We start from the raw sequence: 18,797 nt of genomic DNA on the forward strand, positions 1-18,797 counted from the left end.
CCTTAGAACGAGTAATTGACGCTGAACAGCATCTGGCGCGGCGGGATGTACTGGTTGCTGACCACGCCGCTGCCGTAAGGGTCGGTGTAGCGCCCGGAGATACCGGCCCGGTCCAGCAGGTTGGTGACGGTGAAGGTGGCCCGCCACGGCCCGCTTTGCGGGGTGTATTCGAAGAACAGGTTCACCTGGCTGTACGACGGCACGTGATCGGTCCCGGCCTCGTTGAACACCCGCGCCTGGTAGTCGCTGCGGAACAGCAGCTCGGCCCGCGACACCAGGGTACCGTATGCGCCCAGGGTTTGCTGCCAGCTGGCGTTGACGCCACCGGCGGCACCCGGCATGTCGGGCGGGGTGTTGCCCTTCACGTTGATGGACTGGGCGGCGCGGATGGCGAACCACTGAGCACTATAAGGATATGTCACGCCGGCGGCCACGGCCTTGGCGGCGGCGGCGTCGGCCAGGCGGCGGTCCAGCGCCAGGTAGCTGTCGGGGATCTCCCCGTCCATCAGGGTCAGGTTGGCGCCCAGTTCCAGCCGGTTGTCCAGCAGGCGGTACTTCGCCTCGACCTCCGCACCCCACATGTTCACCTGGGGGATGTTGCCGATGCCGCCGCTGTAGGGCACCGGATCCTCCTCAATGTACTGCATGTTGTTGTATTTGGAGTAGAAGGCCGACAGGTTGACGTTCAGGTGGTTGGCCAGGAAGCGGTTCTTGGACCCCAGCTCGAAGCTGTCCACCGTCTCCTTGTCATAGCTGCCGGAGACGACCATGGCGCTGCTGGTGCCGGTGTTGACGCCGCCGGGCTTATAGCCGCGCGACCAGCTGGCGTAGACCATGTTGTCCGGCGTCAGGTCGAAGTCGGTCTCGGCCTTGCCTGTCAGGGCGTAGACGTTGGTGGAGCGGGGCGACGGCTTGCCGTAGTAGTCGGAGCCCCAGCCGTCATACTGGTCGACATTGTAGCGCACGCCGCCCGTGAGCCGTAGGCGGTCGGTCAGGTGATAGGTCGCCTGCACGAAGGGCGCCACGCTGTCGCGGTCCACCGACGACAGGTTCTCATAGCTGAGGTTGGCCGGCAGGGCGGCCGGCGAGGTGTTGGTGGGCAGCACCGGCGCGGGGTCGCTGGCGCTGGTGCCCTTGTATTCCACCACGTACTGGCTGCTGTGGGAATGCATGTAGAAGACACCGCCGATCCAGTCCAGGTCGGTTCCGGGGTTGGAACTGAGCGTCACCTCCTCCATGATCGCGCGGCTCTTGGTGTTCCAGGCCGCCACGGTGTCGTAGCCGCCGAACAGCGCCACGGTGCTGCGGTCGCTGTCGAACGACTGCTTGGCATCCATGTACTGATAGCTGCTGATGGACTTCAGGTTGGCGAACGGCAGGGAGTAGTTGACCGTCAGCGTGTCGACATCCATGGCCAGCTTGAACTTGGCCGGATAGTCCTGGGACACCTGGCGCGGGTCGCTGTTGGGATCGTCCAGCGCCTTCAGGGCGGCCCCATGGTGGTCGTCGTCGAAATGCTGGCCCGTCAGGGTGATGGTCAGGTTGTCTGTCGGCTGCCACAGGCCCGACAGCTTGTAGTTCACATTGTTGGCGTCATCCAGGTCATAGCCGCCGGGCACGCCCGTGGCGGTGGAATAGCCGTCGTGGCTGGTCTTCTGCACCACGGCGCGGATGGCGGCCGTGTCCCCCACCGGCACGTTCAACGCGGCCTTGCCCATGGCGTAGCTGTAGTTGCCGAAGGTGGCGGTCGCGTCGCCTGACAGCTTGCCCAACTCCGGCTGTTTGCTGATGACGTTGATGGCGCCGCCGGTGGAGCTTTGCCCGAACACGGTGCCCTGCGGTCCACGCAGCACCTCGACATGGTCCACGTCCAGGAAGCCCAGGTTCAGCGCGATGTTGTTGGGGATGTAGACGTTGTCGATATGGAAGGAGACGCCCGGCTGGGTGAAGAAGTTCTCCGGCGTCTGCGAGCCCACGCCCCGGATGGAGACGATGACCTCGGACCCGCCGCTGGGGGTGATCTGCAGGCCGGGGACATAGCCGTTCAGGCCCAGCGGCCCGGTGACGTTGCCCTTTTCCAGCGTGTCGGCGGAAACGGCGGTGACGGACAGCGCGGCCTTCTGTAGGTCGACCTGGCGCTTCTCCGCCGTGACGATGATGGGTTCCAGCGCGTCCAGATCGGCGTCGGCGGCACCGGCCGGCGCATCCACGGGGGCCGGTGGGGTTTGGGCGTAGGCGGAGGCGGCCGTCATCATCGCGGCCGCCAGGAACCCCTGCCAATAGCGCAGCTTCACATCTCTCAACATGCCCGACCCCCATTCTTTGGTAGATGACGATAAGCATCGTCTTGAGGTCAAGCATGCGGGCATCCCGCGAAGTATTCTTGTTATAGGACGCCCGGGAATTTGCCTGAATTCACCATTCCCCATGCCCACCATGCAGCCCTGCCACAGTCCATTATTTTGCTTTTACCGCCAGACGCGTGGGCACCACCCGCAGCCTTTGCCACGGATGGTGCCCACCTCGCCAGATTTGATGTTGTTATTGTTTAAACGTGTTCAGCTTACGGGCACTTGGACGGCGGTGCCCTGGGACCCGTCATCCGGCGCGGCCGCGCGCCGGGCGAAAGGGCCGGCGCCGGCCAGCACCGGCCGCCCCAGCAACGCCAGGGGCACGATGGCCGCCACCATCAGCACGGCGTAAAGATAGAAGATGGGGGCGAAGGTGCCGATCTGGTCGGCGATGGCGCCGGCCGCCACCGGCCCCGCCGCCGCCACGGTGGTGATGGTCCACACCATGCCCAGCACCTGCGACCCGATGTCCTTGCCGAAATATTCCAGCAGCAGGACGCTGGCGGCCAGGTAGGCCACACCCCAGCCGATGCCGAAGGCCACCGCGAAGGCACCGATGCCGACCAGGGTGCCGGCATGGGCGAACAGCGCGATGCCCACGACCTGCAGCGCCAAGCCCAGAACCAGCAGCCGCCGGGTGGACATGATCTCGCACAGCGGCCCGGCCACGCCCTTGGCCACCGTCATGACCAGGGCCATGGCGGCCAGTGCGAAAGCCGCCGTGTCGGGCGCCACGCCCAGGATGCCCAGATGGTTCAGCGCCACGCTGTTGATGGTGGTGACACAGGCCATGGTCATGGTCATGGAGGCGGCAACGGCCAGGAACTGCGGCGTGGCGATGGCGCTGCGGTAAGTCCAGCCGGTGGCGGTGGCTTCAGCGGGGCTGACGGGCGCCCGATCGGCGACGGCCGGCGCCTCAGCCTCGATGGCGCGGTCGCGCAGGCACAGCAGGTTGATGAGGGTGACGGCCACCGCCACGCCGGCCATTTCCATCCAGTAGACGCGCCAGTCGGCGCTGAACGAGACAATGGCGCGGGCCAGCGGCGGCCCCACCACGCCGCCGAAGGCGCCGATCATGAGGTAGAGGCCGATCATGCGGGCCGAGCGGCGCGGGAACCAGCAGGCGATGGCGTAGATGGCCGGCACGTTGCCGGTCAGCGAATAGCCCAGGCCCAGCAGCAGCATGGCCGCGTAGAAGGCCAGCAGGCCGTGGGTGTATGAAGCCAGCATATAGGCCACCACCAGCACCAGCCCGCCCAGGGTCATGGTGTAGCGGGGGCCGATGCGCTTCATCAGCGTGGTGGGGAAGACGCTGGACAGGCCGCAAGCGATGCCCAGCAGGGAAAAGCTGAAACCGGCCGCTTTGAAGGACCAGTGCAGTTCGCCGACCATGGTGTAGAGCACCACGCCCAGCGAGGCGAACGTCGCGGCGTTGAGGAAAAAGAAGCTCAACGACACCGCCGCCAAGACCAACCACTCTCGCCGCATCAGGAAACTCCCGGGCTCATGGGTGTAAGTCATCGCCGAAACGCTATCAGCCGATGCGGTCGCCGCGCTTGCCAACAGGCGAACAAATTCATGCCGAAAACGTTCGCCCACTGTGATGATAGGCACACTTAACGGTTCTATCGCCTAAAAAAACAGCGATATTAAATTTGCCCAATAATTAACCAAATCAGCGCACGGGCCACACCGGGCGCGGGGCCAAGCCGGCGCGGGCCAACAGCGCGGCCTGGGATGCGCGCGCCTGCCGCCGCAGGGCGTCCTCATCCACCGTCAAGCAGCGCCCGTCCCGCACGACGACGCGGCCGTCGACCACCACGTCGCGGACGGAACGGCCGTCGGTGCCCCACACCAGGTGCAGGGCGGGATCGCCCGCCACCATGAAGGGGGAGGAATGGGGATCGTGCACCACCAGGTCGGCCCGCTTGCCCACCTCCAGCGAGCCGATGCGGTCGGCCATGCCGATGGCCCGCGCCCCGTCGATGGTGGTCAGAGCAAAGGCCGTATCGGCCCCGAAACGATGGGCGTCCAGGCTCATGTCCCGGGCCAGGCCGGCGGCCAGGGCGGCGGCACGGTGGATGTCCGGCAGGTCGCCGGCGTTGGGCGCGTCGCAGCCCAGCGCCACCCGCCCACCGCGCAAGACCATCTCCGCATGGCGCCCGGCCCGGCTGACGCCCTGGGCCAGGCGCAGGTAGGCCCAGGGGCAATAGGCCACCGCCGTGTCGCTGGCCAGCAGGGCGTCCATCTCGGAATCGTCCAGCCAGACGGCGTGGGACAGCAGCAGGTGCGGACCCAGCACGCCCAGGTCGGCCAGGTGCAGCAGCGGCCGCCGCCCCGACCGGCGCAGATAGGCCGTCACGTCGGCCTCGGTCGGGGAGATGTGCATGGTCATGCCCACGCCCCGCCGGCGTGCCAGCTCGGCGGCACCGGCCAGCAGGGCGTCGCTGGCAAGGTCATGCCCCACCAGGGTCACCCACCCCTCCACCAGCCCGCCTTGCGGCAGACCATCCAGCACGGCCGCCTGGCGGGCCAGCACCTCATCCGTCGGCGCGGCGTAGGGGGCGTCGGAAACGTCCCAGCCCCAGCAGCCCACCGCCGCCCGGATGCCGGCGCGCGTCAGGCCGGCGGCCACGCGGAAGGGATGGGCCACGGTGCCGGCCTCCACCAGCGTGGTGGTGCCGTATTTCAGCGATTCCACGGCGGTGAGCGTGGCTGACAGCTCATCATCTTCGGCGGTGTGCGCGCCGTGGATGGGCACCGCCCAGCCGAAGATGGACTCCTCCGACGACTGCCGGTCGGGGATCAGGCTGCGCACCAGCGGATCGCCCGTCAGATGCTGGTGCGCGTTGATCAGGCCGGGCGTGATCAGGCCGCCGTCGGCCTCCAGCGTCGGCGCCCCTGGCCAACGCGCCCGCAGAACCTCCGCCTTATCCACGGCGACGATGGCGCCGCCGGCGACGGCCACGCCACCTTGGCGCCAAACCGTGCGGCCGGCATCCATGGTCACCACGTCACCGCCCAACACCAGCAGGTCCGGCGTCGGCAAGTCGGGGGCCGCGTCCCGCGTCATGGCGCCCGGCCGCACAGCGCCAGGGCCGCCATGGCGTACAGGCGCGTGCAGTCCACCAGGTCATCAATGCTGGGTCGCCAGCGCCGCGGCCCCATGGTCACGGACGGGATGCGGTTCATGTTGAAGACGTTGTGGTCGCGCCACATGCTGGAATAGACGGAATTGCTGATGGGCTGCGGCCCCCCGCGCACGCGGTCATGGGCATGGTCCAAGGCCAGCTGCAGCGGCCGTACCGCCACCGGGTCGGCGGTGAAGCCGTGGCGCACGGTGTAGGGCTGGATTTTGACGTCGCCGAAGCCGGCCTCGCGGAAGGCGCGCTTCAGGTCGCGGTCCACGGCGGCGATGGTCTGCACCGGGGTCAACGCCACCTGGACGTAGACGTTGCACACCTCGCTCGCCGCCCCCATGGCCTGTGGGGTGCCGCCCCGGATGGCGCCGATCTGCACCTTGGGCACGGCCGTGCCGCCCGGCCCCTCGTACCGGTGCTTGACCTCGTACTCCCGCGCCCAGCGCTGGATGATCCCGATGGCCGGCGCCACCTTGACCAGGGGGCTGGGATGGTCGGCCAGGGCCTCGGGATGGGTCAGCAAGGGCGTGAACACCCCCTGGCCGTAAATCGTGACGCGGAAGTCGGCGTAGCCACAGGCCGTCCAATTGACGCCGAAGTCCGTGCCCTCGGCCGAGATGACGTAGTCCGGCGCCACCCCGCCGTGGGACATCAGGTAGCAGGCGCCCAGTTCCTTGCCCAGATAGTCGACGCCGCCCCGCTCCTCCGCCGGTTCGGGGCCAATCTCGCCCGGGCAGGCCGTCAGGTACATGAGGCCGCTGAGGTCGATGCCGGCCTTCCTCAGGGCCTTGGCCGCCATCAGGAAGCAAGCCATGGGCCCGCGGTCGTTGCCCACGGCATGGCCGAAAAAGGTCTCCCCCTCCAGCCAGGCACCCAGCCATTGCGGGTCCGCCACCGTTTCCGGACGATAGGTGTACCGATCCGTCTCGTCATAGAACGGGCTTTCGGTGTCGAGGTGGCTGGTGAACAGCAGGTTGGGTCCGTCGCCCTTGCCGCCATAGGTGCCGATGACGTTGAAGCGGTGCTCCAGCAGCCCGGCCTTGCGCGGGGCGAAGCCGTTCTCCGCCATCCAGCCGTGGACGAACTCGCCCGCCCGGCGCTCCTGGCGCATGGGCGAGGGGATGCCGCACAGGTCCAGCACCAGTTTCACCAGCTCATCCCGGTCGATGGCCTGGGTGATGGCGGCCGCCTCTTCATCGGAAACCTTCAGCGCCACGTCATGCGTCGTCATGCCCTATCCCCTGCCCCATGCATTGCCTGGATGCGTTACTGGGCCCCGCCCCTGTGCGCGGGTGCCGTCAGGGGATCATAGGCGGCCCTGTTCCCCTCGCTCTTGCCGATTAACGCATGAAAGCTTGCCCGGGCGGAACCATGGGACGGCGGCGGCGTGCTGGCGAAAGCGGCCATGCGCGTGCAGGCAAGATCGCCGCATCGGGCGGCCCTAAGGTTTTCCCCATGAGGGCGCCCCCGGCGGGGCCGCCCGGATGCTTCAACCAGGGGGACCCATGACCGTTCAATTGGATCGCGCCGCTGCGGCGGAACGGCACAAGATCCGGCCGACGCTGCACCTGCTGCCGGCCACGCCGCGCACCGTGCATTGGGGCTATTTCACCCCCGACCAGGCGCCGGCCCTGACGGTCAAGAGCGGCGACATCATCCAGGCGGAGGCCATCACCCACCATGCCGGCGACGCCCCGGACCTGATGATGGACGAGGCGGTGGCCCGCATCTTCAAGGAAATCCCGGAGGCCGACCGCAACCCCGGCGTCCACATCATGACCGGCCCCATCCATGTCGAAGGCGCCAGGCCCGGCGACATGCTGGAGGTCCACTACCTGAAGATGACGCCCCGCACCCGCTACGGTTCCAACCTGGCGGCCAACTGGGGCCACCTGTTCAAAGAGATGGGGGAGAAGGAGCGGGTCACGATCTACGAGATCGACGCCATGAGCCAGCAGGCCCACGCCCTCTACGCCTATGACTTCCCCGGCCGCTATGACGTGCCGGGCAAGATCACCAACTGCCCGGAATGCGACCGGCAGAAGGCCCTGCCCGGCGTGCGCGTGCCGGTGCGCCCGCACCTGGGCACGGCCGGCGTGGCACCGGACGTGGCCGGCCGGGTCAGCACCATCCCACCCGGCCTGCACGGCGGCAACATCGACAACTGGCGCATCGGCGCCGGCGCCACGATGTACTATCCCGTCCAGGTCGACGGCGCGCTGTTCTCCATCGGCGACCCGCATGTCTCGCAAGGCGACGGCGAGTTGAGCGGCACCGCCATCGAGGCGTCGCTGAACGTCATGTTCCAGGTCTTCCTGCGCAAGGACTTCCGCTTCCCGTCCCCGCTGCTGGAGACGCCGGACTGCTGGATCGTCCATGGCTTCGACCCGGATCTGAACGTGGCCATGCGCAACGCCTCGGTCGACATGCTGAAACTGCTGACCGAGCAGCAGAACCTGAGCCGCGATGACGCCTATTCGCTGATGAGTATCGCGGCCGACTTCGGGGTCACGCAGGTGGTGGACGGCACCCAAGGCATCCACGTGCGCATCCCCCGCGGCGTGTTCCCGCCGCGCGAGGATTGACGCCGCGACGATCAGACAAACAAGGGCATGAGAGGCCCGAGGGGCATGGCGTGGGGGTTCAAACGATGAAGCACTCTTTCCTGAATGACGCCTTTTTCAGTGGCCTGGACAGTTCGGCCCTGGGCGTGGAGGCGGCGGAAACCTTGCCGCCGCTGTGCTACACCGACCGCGAATTCTATGAGTTCGAGAAAGAGGCGCTGTTCAATCACGAATGGCTGTGCGTGGGCCGGGAATCCTGGGTGAAGGAGGCCGGCGACTACTTCACCACCAGCATCATCGACGAACCCATCGTGGTGGCGCGCGGCCGGGATGGCGTCATCCGCGCCATGTCCAGCGTCTGCCAGCACCGCGCCATGCTGGTGGCGGAGGGGCAAGGCAACACCCGCGCCTTCCTGTGCCCCTACCACCACTGGTCCTACGGGCTGGACGGCCAACTGATCGGCGCGCCGGCCATGGAGAAGACCTGTAACTTCGACAAGAAGGACATCAAGCTTCCCCAGTTCAAGGTCGAGGTCTGGCACGGCTTCGTCTTCGTCAATTTCGACCTGGACGCTGCCCCCCTCGCCCCCCGGCTGGCGGCGCTGGAGGGGGTGATGGCGCCCTATTCCATGGCGACGCTGAACGGCCCAGCGCCGGACCGGGACATCAAGTTCCCCTGGAACTGGAAGGTGATGTTCGAGAACAACAATGACGGCTATCACGCCAACCGCCTGCATGGCGGCGCCCTGCACGACTTCGTGCCCTCGCGCCTGGCTGCCTTCCCAGACGACCTGCCGGCGGACACGGCGGGCTATTACCGCACCAACGGCACGCTGCACGCCGACGCCAGCTTCAACCCCACGCAGAAGGCCATCCTGCCGATCTTCCCCGCGCTGGGGGAGGCGGAGCGCAACCGCATGCTGTTCGTCAACGTGCCGCCCACCCTGTCCCTGGTCATCACCAGCGACATGGTCATCTACCTGATCCTGCGGGCGGACGGGGCGGAGACGCACCTGATGGACCAGGGCTATCTGGTGGCGCCGGGTGCCCTGGAGGACCCGCTGTTCGACGACAAGCTGGCGATGAACAAGCATTCCACCACCGCCATCATCGCCCAGGACCTGCATGTGGACGAGATGGTGCAGGTGGGCCTGCGCTCCCGCCACGCCATCCGCGGCCGCTATTCCTGGCAAGAACAGGCGCAACGGGAGTTCAACGGCTGGCTGGTGCGGCGCTACCAGGACACCTGGGCCCGCGTGAAGCCGACCGCCTGAGCCTGATAAAGCGCGGCACGAGGCCCATCTCGTGCCGCTAGGCTGCGACCGCAGCCGCCGGAACCTTTCGGGGAGCGTAGCGGACTGAAAGGTGAAGATAAGGCAAGCCGGCGGACGCCGGCGCCTGCCGCCTGAGGGACTAAAAAATGACCACTAACCGCCTACCCACCATCTTCTTCGGCCATGGCAGCCCCATGAACGCCCTGGAGGACAATGTTTGCACACGGGAATGGACCAGGATCGGGGGGCTTCTGGGCGCGCCCAAGGCCATCCTGGTCATCTCCGCCCACTGGTACACCCGGGGCACGGCCGTGACGGCCATGGAACGGCCGCCCACCATCCATGATTTCGGCGCCTTCCCCCAGGCCCTGTTCGACGTGCGGTATCCCGCACCGGGCAGCCCGGAACTGGCCAAGCGCGTGGCGGAGGTGCTGGCGCCCCTGCCCGTGATCCAGGACCAGAAGTGGGGCCTGGACCATGGCACCTGGTCGGTGCTGGTCAAGGCCTTCCCCAAGGCCGACATTCCGGTGGTGCAGCTGAGCATGGACGGAACCCAGCCAGGCGCCCATCATTTCGAGGTGGGGCGGCGGCTGGCGGCCTTGCGTGACGAGGGCGTGCTGATCGTCGGCACCGGCAACGTGGTCCACAACCTGGGCCGCATGAACTGGGACCCCAGCACCCCGCCCTATCCCTGGGCGGCCCGCTTCAACGACCTGGTGAAGCAGTGCATCGCCAGCGACACGCCCCAGCCCATGATCGACTTCCAGAAGGCCGGGCCGGACGCCGCCGCCAGCATCCCATCACCCGACCATTTCCTGCCCTTCCTCTATGTGCTGGGCACCCGTCAGCCGGGCGACGCCGTCACCCTGGTCAACGATCGGGTGGAACACGGATCGCTCAGCATGCTGACCGTCGCCTTCGGCGACCTGGCCGCCTGACGGGGGTATGGGACGATGACCGGCGCCGACGACTGGTTCCCCGTGCGCGTCACCGCCAAGGTGCGGGACGGGGGCGACGTCTTCCTGTTCGACCTAGCCGACCCGGCGGGCGTCCCCCTGCCCGCCTTCCAGCCCGGCGCGCACATTGATGTGGCAGTGGAGGGGGCGGTGGACGGCACCGGCATGACGCGCCAATACTCCCTGTACAGCGCACCGGCCGACACCTGCCGCTATGGCATTGCCGTGCAGCGGGAGGCCAAGGGACGCGGCGGATCGCGCACCCTGTGCGACACGGTCGCGGCGGGCGACACCGTGCGCATTCGCCGGCCCCGCGCCCTGTTCACCCTGGCGGCGGATGCAACGTCGCATGTCATGATCGCCGGCGGCATCGGCATCACGCCCCTGCTGTCCATGGCGTCGCACCTGGCGGGGGAAGGCGGCGTCACGCTGCACTACCTGGTGCGCCGGCGCGACCGCGCCGCCTTGCTGGACGCCGCCCGCCAGGCGGTGGGGCCGGATAACCTGCACCTGCACGTGACGGCGGAAACGGGGCGGCCCGATCTGGCCGTCCTGATCGGCCCACCCGCCCCGGGGCGCCATCTCTATCTCTGCGGTCCCGCCGCCCTGCTGGACGCAGCCACCGCCACGGCCGAGGGCCTGGGCTGGCCGGGCGACCATATCCACCTGGAACGCTTCGCCGCCGAGCCTGGGACTGATGCCGGGACCAACCGCCCCTTCCTGCTGCGCCTGCGGTCCACCGGCGCCGTCATCCCAGTCATGGCGGACCAGACGGCGGCCGAGGCCCTGGCCGCCGCCAAGGTGGAACTGCCCATCTCATGCGCCGAGGGGGTGTGCGGCGCCTGCATCACCGGCGTGCTGGACGGCACGCCGGAACATCGCGACTGCGTCCTGACGGAGGCGGAGCATAAGGCGAACCGCCTGTTCACCCCCTGCTGCTCCCGCGCGGTCAGCGAGATGCTGGTGGTGGACCTTTAAGAGGCCCTGCCTAGACCACAACGCCGCGAGGTCCAACGGCGCCCCGCAGATGGGGCGCCGTCGCCGTTTATAGGCCGGCCCTATTCCGCGAACTGCCGGACGGCGGCACCGCCCGCGCCAGTGCCGGGTGGCACCTGGAAATCACCGTTGTCGTTGTCGGCCATCCCAGCCGACTGGCGGTAAGCCCGCGGCGTGGTGCCGTACCGGTCGCGGAAGGCGCGGCTGAAGTGCGCCGCCTCGTTGAAGCCCCAGCGGAAGCAGATCTGGGAAATACCCAGATGGGCGAAGGTGGGGTTGATCAAATCATGCCGGCAGCGTTCCAGCCGGCGGTTGCGGACATAGCCGCTGAAGGTCTGGTCAACCTCCTTGAACAGCTTTTGCAGATAGCGGGCGGAGCCGCCATATTCGTTGGCCACGTCCTCCAGCGTCAGGTCGGGATCGCTGAGCCGCGTCTCGATGATCTGGCAGATACGCTGCAGCGCCATGGAGCGTATGCCGGCCGCACCCCGCGCCGTCTGCACCTGCGGATTGTCGGCCAGCGCCGTCATCAGGAACTCCGACAGCGCCATATCGATGGGCCGCAGCGGCCCTTCGGTCAGCGTGCCGAATGTTTCTGCCAAAGCCTTGAGCATTCCCGAAAGCACGTGCCCAATTCCTGACCGCCCCGGCAAATGCAGAACACCGAAAGACAGCGGCGTGATCAATCGTGGGTTGACCGCCGACTTGGGAATTAAGGCGTAAAGGACTTGGAATTTGGTGCTGAACGACAACGAGGCGGGAATTCCCGTCTGGCCGTAGATGATATCCTGCGGCGCCAGTTCCAGTTTACCACCTGGATGGGTCAAGGTGGCGCTGCCCTCGATCAAGACGATGAGCCAGACGGCATCCACCTTCTTCATCAGTCGGCCGGATATTTCCTGCGGAGAGGAAGTGATACGGGCGAATTCAATGCCAAGAGGCGACTTCAGGCACAACAATTTGGCGAAGAAGTCTTCATCTTCCGGCAAATGGTCCAAGGGAAGCTTCAGTTTCTCCAGCGCGTCGCGCCAAACGTCGCGACGCTGCTCGACGGGGAATTGATCGGTGATCAAGTGCCATGCGGTCATCGTAACCCTCGCGCCCCCGTGATTATCAGGCGACAGGCCACCAGGACAGATGGCCATGACTACTGGATTAGCGCAACATCCATACCGTTAAGAATCAAAATCATTTAGCCGACAGGCGACCGTAGACGTTTTCCCGTCGCGGCATTGCATTCCTGATCGGCGAGGCTTACTTCTAGGGGCATGCCGCGCCGCCAATTCCCCTCTTCGCGGAAGACGCCCCGCTTTCCAGCCTTTGGCCTGGGGATCGTGGCGGCGTGCCTGCGCGGCGTCGTGACCGTCCTTTTCCTGCTGTCCTTCCTGGGCGCCACCACGGTCCAGGCCATGCCTCAGGACCCACCCCCCGGCGCGACGGCCGTGGCCATGCCCGACGACTGCCCCATGGCGCAGTCCGCCGGCGCGCCGTCCAAGGATGGGCCCTGCCATGGGCTGAGCGCGGCTTGCCTCAAGCAGATGGGTTGCCTGGGCATCTCGCTCTTGCCGGAACGGTCCGGCCAGCCGGCGGCGCCGGCGGTCTTCGGCAAGGCCTTCTTCCGTCAGCCCTCCGCATCCATGGCCGGCCTATCCATCACGCCGGAACCCTTCCCTCCCATCGTCGCGTGACCTGGACGCCGTGAGGCGTCCTCGCCTGGGGCACCGACGCCCCAGGGCCCGTCCGCGCCGCCGGCCTCGCACGCCGGCCCCGACACCCTTTCGGGAGGGAAACCTTCATGACCCGATACACCCATGCCCGCACGGCGACCGCCGCGGCGGCGCTGGTCCTCATGCTCGCGTCCGGCACGCGGGCGGAGACCATGCCCAACCCTGACGCCCCGACGCTGGGCGCCGATCTGGACGGCCTGCTGGACGCCGCCCGGCATCTGAACCCATCCCTTCAGGCCGCCGCCCTGGAGACGGCGGCCGTGGACGCCGAGGCCTCCGCCGCCGGTGCGCTGGAGGATCCGACCTTCCGCGTCAATTCCGATGAGGTCGACCGTACCAGCGGCCCGCGCATCAACAAGACCTACATCACGGTGGAGCAGGAGTTCCCCCTGTGGGGTAAGCGCGACCTGCGCCGCAGTGCCGCCCTGGCGGCGGTGGACGCGGCACGGGGCCGGGAACGGGCCCTGGGCCTGGAACTGGCGGAACGTATCAAGGGCACCTTCGCCCTGTACGCCGCCGCCTCGGCCGCCTTGGCCGTCAACGATGATGTCCTGCGCCTGGACCGCCAATTGGCCAGGAACGCGGCCGACCGCTATGGCCAAGGCCTGGGCGGCCAGGGGGATGCGCTGACGGCCGCCGCCGAAGTCGCCCGCACGGAGGTGGAGAACGCGCGGTTGACGGCCGATCGGACCGCCGCCGCCGCGCGCCTGAACGCCCTGATGGCCCGTCCGGCGGACGCGGCCCTGGCCATCCCGGCCGGCGGCCGCCCCCTGCCGGCATCCACCCCACCCCTGACGGTGCTGGCCGACCGGGCCCTGGCGGACAATCCCAGCCTGGCCGCCGGCGCCGCCGAGGTGCGCGGCGCGGAGGAGGAGCGCCGTCTGGCCGCCAAGGCCTGGTACCCCGACCTGACGCTGGCGGTGGGCGCCATCCAGCGCGACAACGGGCCCACCGGCTACACCGCCACGATCGGCTTCAAGATCCCGCTGCAGGCGGAGCCTAAGCGGGCGAAGGAACGCCAGGCCGTGGCCAAGGCCAACGCCAGTCGGCAGAGCCTGGCCGCCACGGCCGCGGACATCGAGGGAGACCTGGCCGAGGCGCTGGCGGCGCTGAACGCCGCCCGCCAGCAGGCCGGCGTGTACCGCGCCCAACTGCTGCCCAACCTGGGCGGCGCGCACGAGGCCGCCCTGGCCGCCTATGGCCGGGGACAGGGCAGCCTGGCCGCCGTGCTTGAGGCGGAGCATCGCCTGCATCAGGCCCGGCTGGACCTCCTGCGCATCGAGGTGGAGGGGCAGAAGGCGGTGGCCGCCCTGGAACGCCTGGTGGGAGGACCGCTATGACCCGCGCCCGCGTCGCCCTGGGCTTGAGCCTGGCGCTTCTCATCGCCCCCTTGGCCGTCCCTGCGGCCCAGGGCCAGACCCCGCCAGCACCCAAAGCCGATGGCAAGGGCCCCAATGGGAAGGACAAGATTCTCTACTACCGCAACCCCATGGGACTGCCCGACACCTCGCCCGTGCCCAAGAAGGACGCCATGGGCATGGACTACCTGCCGGTCTACGCCGATGGCGCGGAACCCGCGGGCACGGTGCGGGTCGCACCCGGCAAGCTGCAGACCCTGGGCGTCAGGTCCGCGCTGGTGGAGGAAGTGCCGGCCCTGATGGGCTCGGTGCAGGCAACCGGCACCGTCGCGCTGGATGAGCGGCGCCAGGTGGTGGTGACCACCCGGGCGGAAGGCTGGGTGGAGACGCTGGCCGTGGCCGCCACCGGCGACACCGTGCGCCGGGGACAGGTCCTGGCCCAGCTTTACGCCCCCGACCTGCTGACGGCGGAGAAGGAATATCTGCTGGCACGGTCGCTGGCGTCGGATGGCCACGCCGACATGGGCCACGGCCAGCCCGCCGATCTGGTGGCCGCCGCGCTGTCGCGCCTGCGGGCCCTGGACGTTCCAGCGGAGGAGATCGCCCGGCTGCAGCGCAGCGGGGAGGTTGCCAGCCGGATACCGATCCGGGCGCCGACGGACGGCGTCGTCATCGACAAGCCGGTGGTGGCGGGCATGCGGGCGGCGCCGGGCGAGCCGCTGTACCGCATCGCCGACCTGTCCAGCGTGTGGCTGGTGGCCGAGGTGCCGGAGCGGGAAGCGGGCTTGGTCCGGCCGGGCCAGGCGGCCCACGCCACGCTGACGGCCTATCCCGGCCGCCGTTTCGACGGGGTGGTGGATTTCATCTACCCCGCCCTATCGCGGGAGACGCGGACGGCGCGGGTGCGCATCGTCCTGCCCAACCGCGACCGCGCCCTGCTGGCCGACATGTACGCCAGCGTGACCATAGAAACGCCCCGCGCCGGCGGTGACGGCCCCACCCTGCTGGTGGTCCCGGAGTCCGCCATCCTGGACGGCGGCGCCCGCCAGACCGTTCTGCTGGACCTGGGCGAGGGTCGCTTCCAGCCCCGCGCCGTCCATCTGGGCGCCCGGGGCGATGGCAAGGTCGAGGTACGCGACGGCCTGCGCATGGGCGACCGCGTGGTGGTCGGCGCCAACTTCCTGATCGACGCGGAAAGCAACCTGAAGGCCGCCCTTCAAGCCTTCACCTCCAACAAGGAGGGCCAGCCATGATCGCCCGCCTCATCGACTGGTCGGCGGCCAACAAGGTGCTGGTGCTGGCCGCCACCCTGTTCATCGCCCTGCTGGGCGCCTGGTCCTTGCGCCACACGCCGCTGGACGCCATCCCCGACCTGTCCGACACCCAGGTCATCGTCTACACCGACTATCCGGGCCAGGCGCCGCAGGTGGTGGAGGACCAGGTCACCTACCCTCTGTCCACCGCCCTGCTGGCCGTGCCCCGGTCCAAGGTGGTGCGCGGCTTCTCCAACTTCGGCGTCTCCTTCGTCTATGTGGTGTTCGAGGAGGGGACGGACCTGTACTGGGCCCGCTCGCGGGTGCTGGAATACCTGAATGTCGCGCAAAAGCGCCTGCCGGCCGGGGTGGCACCATCGCTGGGGCCAGACGCCAGCGGCGTGGGCTGGGTCTACCAGTACGTGGTCCAGGGTGCGGGCCGCACCTTGGCCGAGCTGCGCGGCCTCCAGGACTGGCTGGTGCGCTATCAACTGGCCAAGGCCGATGGCGTGGCCGAGGTGACGGCGCTGGGCGGGTTCGAGCGCCAGTACCAGGTGGTGGTCGATCCCCGCAAGCTGCAGGCCTACGGCATTCCCCTGTCGGCGGTGTCGGAGGCCGTGCGCGCCAGTAACCGCGACGTGGGCGGCCGCACGCTGGAGATGGCGGAGACCGAGTACATGGTGCGCGGTCGCGGCTACCTCCGCGACGCCGGCGACCTGGAACGGGTGGTGCTGAAGGCGGACGCGGCCGGGGCGGCGCCCGTGCTGCTGGGCGACGTGGCGCGGGTGGAGCTGGGACCGGATGAACGGCGTGGCATCGGTGAATTGGACGGCCAGGGGGAGGCGGTGGGCGGCATCGTGGTCAAGCGTGACGGCGCCGACGCCCTGACCACCATCGCCAGCGTCAAGCGACGGCTGGCGGAACTGCTGCCCTCATTGCCGGAGGGCGTCTCCCTCAAGGCGGTGTACGACCGGTCCGACCTCATCGGCCGGGCCATCGAGACGCTCAAGCACACCTTGCTGGAGGAAAGCCTGATCGTGGCGGCGGTCTGCGTGCTGTTCCTGTTCCACGTGCGCAGCGCCCTGGTGGCCATCATCACCCTGCCCATCGGCATCCTGGCGGCCTTCGCCGTCATGCGGCCGCTGGGCATCGGCGCCAACATCATGAGCCTGGGCGGAATCGCCATCGCCCTGGGCGCCATGGTGGACGCCGCCATCGTCATGATCGAGAACGCCCATAAGCATGTGGAACGGCTGGCCCCGGGAGAGCCCCGGGGCCCCGCCCTGCTGGCGGCGGCGCGGGAGGTGGGGCCATCGCTGTTCTTCAGCCTGCTGGTCATCGTCGCCTCCTTCCTGCCGGTGTTCGCGCTGGAGGCGCAGGAGGGCCGGCTGTTCAAGCCGCTGGCCTACACCAAGACCTTCGCCATGGCCGGCGGCGCCCTGCTGTCGGTCACCCTGGTGCCGGTGCTGATGCTGTTCTTCGTGCGCGGCCGCATCGTGCCGGAGGCGCGCAACCCCCTGAACCGCATGCTGATCGCGGCCTACCGGCCCCTGATCAGGCTGGTGCTGCGCTGGCCCAAGGCGACGGTGGTGTTGGCCGTCCTGGCCCTGGCGGCGACGGCCTGGCCGGTGTCCCGGCTGGGCTCGGAGTTCATGCCGGACCTGAACGAGGGCACGCTGCTGTTCATGCCGGTGACCCTGCCCGGCATTTCCGTCACCAAGGCGGCGGAGCTGCTGCAAACGCAGGACCGCATCCTGAAATCCTTCCCCGAGGTGGCGTCCGTCTATGGCAAGGCGGGCCGGGCGGCGACGGCCACCGACCCCGCCCCGCTGGAGATGAGCGAGACGGCGGTGACCCTGAAACCGCAGGCGGAGTGGCGGCCCGGCCTGACCCTGGAGGGCCTGGTCAATGAGATGGACCAGGCGCTGCAACTGCCCGGCGTCAGCAACGCCTGGACCATGCCCATCAAGGCCCGCATCGACATGCTGTCCACCGGCATCCGCACGCCGGTGGGCATCAAGGTGTTCGGCCCCGACCTGGCGGTGCTGGAACGGCTGGCCACGGCGGTGGAGAGCGCCGTGCGCGGCGTGCCCGGCACCACCAGCGCCTATGCCGAGCGCCTGGGCGGCGGCCATTACCTGGAGATCACGCCCGACCGCGAGCGCATCGCCCGCTACGGCCTGGGCATCGACGCCGTGCAGCAGGTGGTGGCCACGGCCCTGGGCGGGGAGACCGTGACCACCACGGTGGAGGGGCGGGAGCGCTACGGCGTCATCGTCCGCTATCCCCGCGACCTGCGGGGCGATCCCCAGGCCATCGCCACCCAGGTGCTGGTGCCGGTATCATCGGGCGCCATGGTGCCGCTGGGCGACCTGGCCGGCGTGGCCATCACGCAAGGCCCGCCCTCCATCCGGACGGAGAACGCCCAGCTGGTCGGCTACGTCTATGTCGACATGCATGGCCGCGACGTGGGCGGCTATGTGGCCGAGGCGGCGCGCGCCGTGGCGGCCCAGGTGACCCTTCCGCCCGGCTATCGCCTGGAATGGAGCGGGCAGTTCGAGTACCTGCAGCGGGCCAAGGCCAAGCTGGCCCTGGTGGTCCCGGCCACCTTGGGCGTGATCTTCCTGCTGCTGTACCTGAACTTCGGCCGCCTGGCGGAAACCCTGATCGTCATGCTGTCGGTGCCCTTCGCCCTGGTGGGCGGCGCCTGGCTGGTGTGGGCGCTGGGCTACAACCTCAGCGTCGCGGTCGCCGTGGGCTTCATCGCGCTCGCCGGCGTGGCGGCGGAGACGGGGGTGGTGATGCTGATCTATCTGGACCACGCCTGGTCGGCCGCCCAGGCCCGCCGGGCGCGGGAAGGAACGCCGGTCTCGCCCGCCGATCTGCGCGCCGCCATCCTGGAGGGGGCGGTGGAGCGGGTGCGGCCCAAGATGATGACCGTGGTGGCCATCATGGCGGGCCTGCTGCCCATCCTGTGGAGCGCGGGCACGGGGTCGGAAGTCATGCGCCGCATCGCGGTGCCCATGGTGGGCGGCATGGTCTCCTCCACCGTCCTGACCCTGCTGGTGATCCCGGCGCTGTACACCCTGGTGAAACGGCGTTCGGCCTCATAAAAGGCCGTCGCACCCAAAGCCGGTCCCGGGCCTTGGGCCCCGGGACCGGCCAGGGTGGGGCCTTT

At 68.7% G+C, this 18,797-nt stretch carries 13 protein-coding genes; 8 read left to right on the forward strand and 5 right to left on the reverse strand.

Annotation, left to right across the window (positions count from 1 at the left end):
- Positions 1–2 precede the first annotated feature (2 nt).
- The 4 genes from UAA55_RS01720 to UAA55_RS01735 form a co-directional block, all read right to left on the reverse strand.
- On the reverse strand, positions 3–2,306 hold the full coding sequence (locus UAA55_RS01720; RefSeq protein ID WP_322950939.1) for a TonB-dependent receptor: 2,304 nt from the start codon (positions 2,304–2,306) through the stop codon (positions 3–5).
- A gap of 252 nt (positions 2,307–2,558) precedes the next feature.
- Positions 2,559–3,839: an MFS transporter gene (locus tag UAA55_RS01725; RefSeq protein ID WP_322950940.1), complete on the reverse strand. Its 1,281-nt coding sequence runs from the start codon at positions 3,837–3,839 to the stop codon at positions 2,559–2,561.
- A 187-nt stretch (positions 3,840–4,026) separates the two neighbouring features.
- Positions 4,027–5,424 (reverse strand): amidohydrolase family protein, encoded by a 1,398-nt coding sequence (locus tag UAA55_RS01730; RefSeq protein ID WP_322950941.1) that lies wholly within the window; start codon positions 5,422–5,424, stop codon positions 4,027–4,029.
- The gene (locus tag UAA55_RS01735; protein ID WP_322950942.1) at positions 5,421–6,722 is read right to left on the reverse strand and encodes a zinc-binding metallopeptidase family protein; all 1,302 of its coding nucleotides are present in this window, start codon (positions 6,720–6,722) and stop codon (positions 5,421–5,423) included. Before UAA55_RS01735 ends, UAA55_RS01730 begins: the two co-directional genes overlap by 4 nt.
- Before the next feature lie 274 nt (positions 6,723–6,996).
- Here UAA55_RS01735 and UAA55_RS01740 point away from each other — a divergent pair, with 274 nt between their 5' ends.
- From UAA55_RS01740 to UAA55_RS01755, 4 genes are all read left to right on the forward strand, one after another.
- Entirely contained in the window at positions 6,997–8,076 is a 1,080-nt protein-coding gene (locus UAA55_RS01740) for an acetamidase/formamidase family protein (protein ID WP_322950943.1), read from the forward strand.
- A gap of 65 nt (positions 8,077–8,141) precedes the next feature.
- Positions 8,142–9,329 (forward strand): aromatic ring-hydroxylating oxygenase subunit alpha, encoded by a 1,188-nt coding sequence (locus UAA55_RS01745; RefSeq protein ID WP_322950944.1) that lies wholly within the window; start codon positions 8,142–8,144, stop codon positions 9,327–9,329.
- Between the two features lie 146 nt (positions 9,330–9,475).
- Positions 9,476–10,267 carry a 4,5-DOPA-extradiol-dioxygenase gene (gene ygiD, locus UAA55_RS01750; protein ID WP_322950945.1) on the forward strand — a complete coding sequence of 264 codons (792 nt, stop codon included), beginning with the start codon at positions 9,476–9,478 and terminating at the stop codon, positions 10,265–10,267.
- A gap of 15 nt (positions 10,268–10,282) precedes the next feature.
- Positions 10,283–11,263, forward strand: coding sequence for a PDR/VanB family oxidoreductase (locus tag UAA55_RS01755; protein ID WP_322950946.1), 981 nt, complete (start codon positions 10,283–10,285; stop codon positions 11,261–11,263).
- Between the two features lie 80 nt (positions 11,264–11,343).
- Here the strand turns inward: UAA55_RS01755 and UAA55_RS01760 are convergent, their stop codons facing one another.
- A complete protein-coding gene (locus UAA55_RS01760) occupies positions 11,344–12,369 on the reverse strand; it encodes an AraC family transcriptional regulator (RefSeq protein WP_322950947.1) in 1,026 nt (341 codons plus the stop codon).
- A gap of 246 nt (positions 12,370–12,615) precedes the next feature.
- Here UAA55_RS01760 and UAA55_RS01765 point away from each other — a divergent pair, with 246 nt between their 5' ends.
- From UAA55_RS01765 to UAA55_RS01780, 4 genes are all read left to right on the forward strand, one after another.
- The gene (locus UAA55_RS01765; protein WP_322950948.1) at positions 12,616–12,969 is read left to right on the forward strand and encodes a hypothetical protein; all 354 of its coding nucleotides are present in this window, start codon (positions 12,616–12,618) and stop codon (positions 12,967–12,969) included.
- Positions 12,970–13,076: 107 nt separating this feature from the next.
- Positions 13,077–14,348: a TolC family protein gene (locus tag UAA55_RS01770; protein ID WP_322950949.1), complete on the forward strand. Its 1,272-nt coding sequence runs from the start codon at positions 13,077–13,079 to the stop codon at positions 14,346–14,348.
- Positions 14,345–15,619: an efflux RND transporter periplasmic adaptor subunit gene (locus UAA55_RS01775; RefSeq protein WP_322950950.1), complete on the forward strand. Its 1,275-nt coding sequence runs from the start codon at positions 14,345–14,347 to the stop codon at positions 15,617–15,619. Before UAA55_RS01770 ends, UAA55_RS01775 begins: the two co-directional genes overlap by 4 nt.
- Positions 15,616–18,732: an efflux RND transporter permease subunit gene (locus tag UAA55_RS01780; protein ID WP_322950951.1), complete on the forward strand. Its 3,117-nt coding sequence runs from the start codon at positions 15,616–15,618 to the stop codon at positions 18,730–18,732. Before UAA55_RS01775 ends, UAA55_RS01780 begins: the two co-directional genes overlap by 4 nt.
- Positions 18,733–18,797 lie beyond the last annotated feature (65 nt).

The organism is Nitrospirillum guanabarense, assembly GCF_034653355.1.
Taxonomy (GTDB): Bacteria; Pseudomonadota; Alphaproteobacteria; order Azospirillales; family Azospirillaceae; genus Nitrospirillum.

Excerpts from the sequence above, each read along its gene's own strand:
- UAA55_RS01770 (WP_322950949.1), top strand. The coding sequence starts at position 13,077 with ATGACCCGATACACCCATGCCCGCACGGCGACCGCCGCGGCGGCGCTG.
- UAA55_RS01755 (WP_322950946.1), top strand. The coding sequence starts at position 10,283 with ATGACCGGCGCCGACGACTGGTTCCCCGTGCGCGTCACCGCCAAGGTG.
- UAA55_RS01740 (WP_322950943.1), top strand. The coding sequence starts at position 6,997 with ATGACCGTTCAATTGGATCGCGCCGCTGCGGCGGAACGGCACAAGATC.
- UAA55_RS01760 (WP_322950947.1), bottom strand. The coding sequence starts at position 12,369 with ATGACCGCATGGCACTTGATCACCGATCAATTCCCCGTCGAGCAGCGT.
- ygiD (WP_322950945.1), top strand. The coding sequence starts at position 9,476 with ATGACCACTAACCGCCTACCCACCATCTTCTTCGGCCATGGCAGCCCC.
- UAA55_RS01745 (WP_322950944.1), top strand. The coding sequence starts at position 8,142 with ATGAAGCACTCTTTCCTGAATGACGCCTTTTTCAGTGGCCTGGACAGT.
- UAA55_RS01730 (WP_322950941.1), bottom strand. The coding sequence starts at position 5,424 with ATGACGCGGGACGCGGCCCCCGACTTGCCGACGCCGGACCTGCTGGTG.
- UAA55_RS01780 (WP_322950951.1), top strand. The coding sequence starts at position 15,616 with ATGATCGCCCGCCTCATCGACTGGTCGGCGGCCAACAAGGTGCTGGTG.
- UAA55_RS01735 (WP_322950942.1), bottom strand. The coding sequence starts at position 6,722 with ATGACGACGCATGACGTGGCGCTGAAGGTTTCCGATGAAGAGGCGGCC.
- UAA55_RS01775 (WP_322950950.1), top strand. The coding sequence starts at position 14,345 with ATGACCCGCGCCCGCGTCGCCCTGGGCTTGAGCCTGGCGCTTCTCATC.
- UAA55_RS01720 (WP_322950939.1), bottom strand. The coding sequence starts at position 2,306 with ATGTTGAGAGATGTGAAGCTGCGCTATTGGCAGGGGTTCCTGGCGGCC.
- UAA55_RS01725 (WP_322950940.1), bottom strand. The coding sequence starts at position 3,839 with ATGCGGCGAGAGTGGTTGGTCTTGGCGGCGGTGTCGTTGAGCTTCTTT.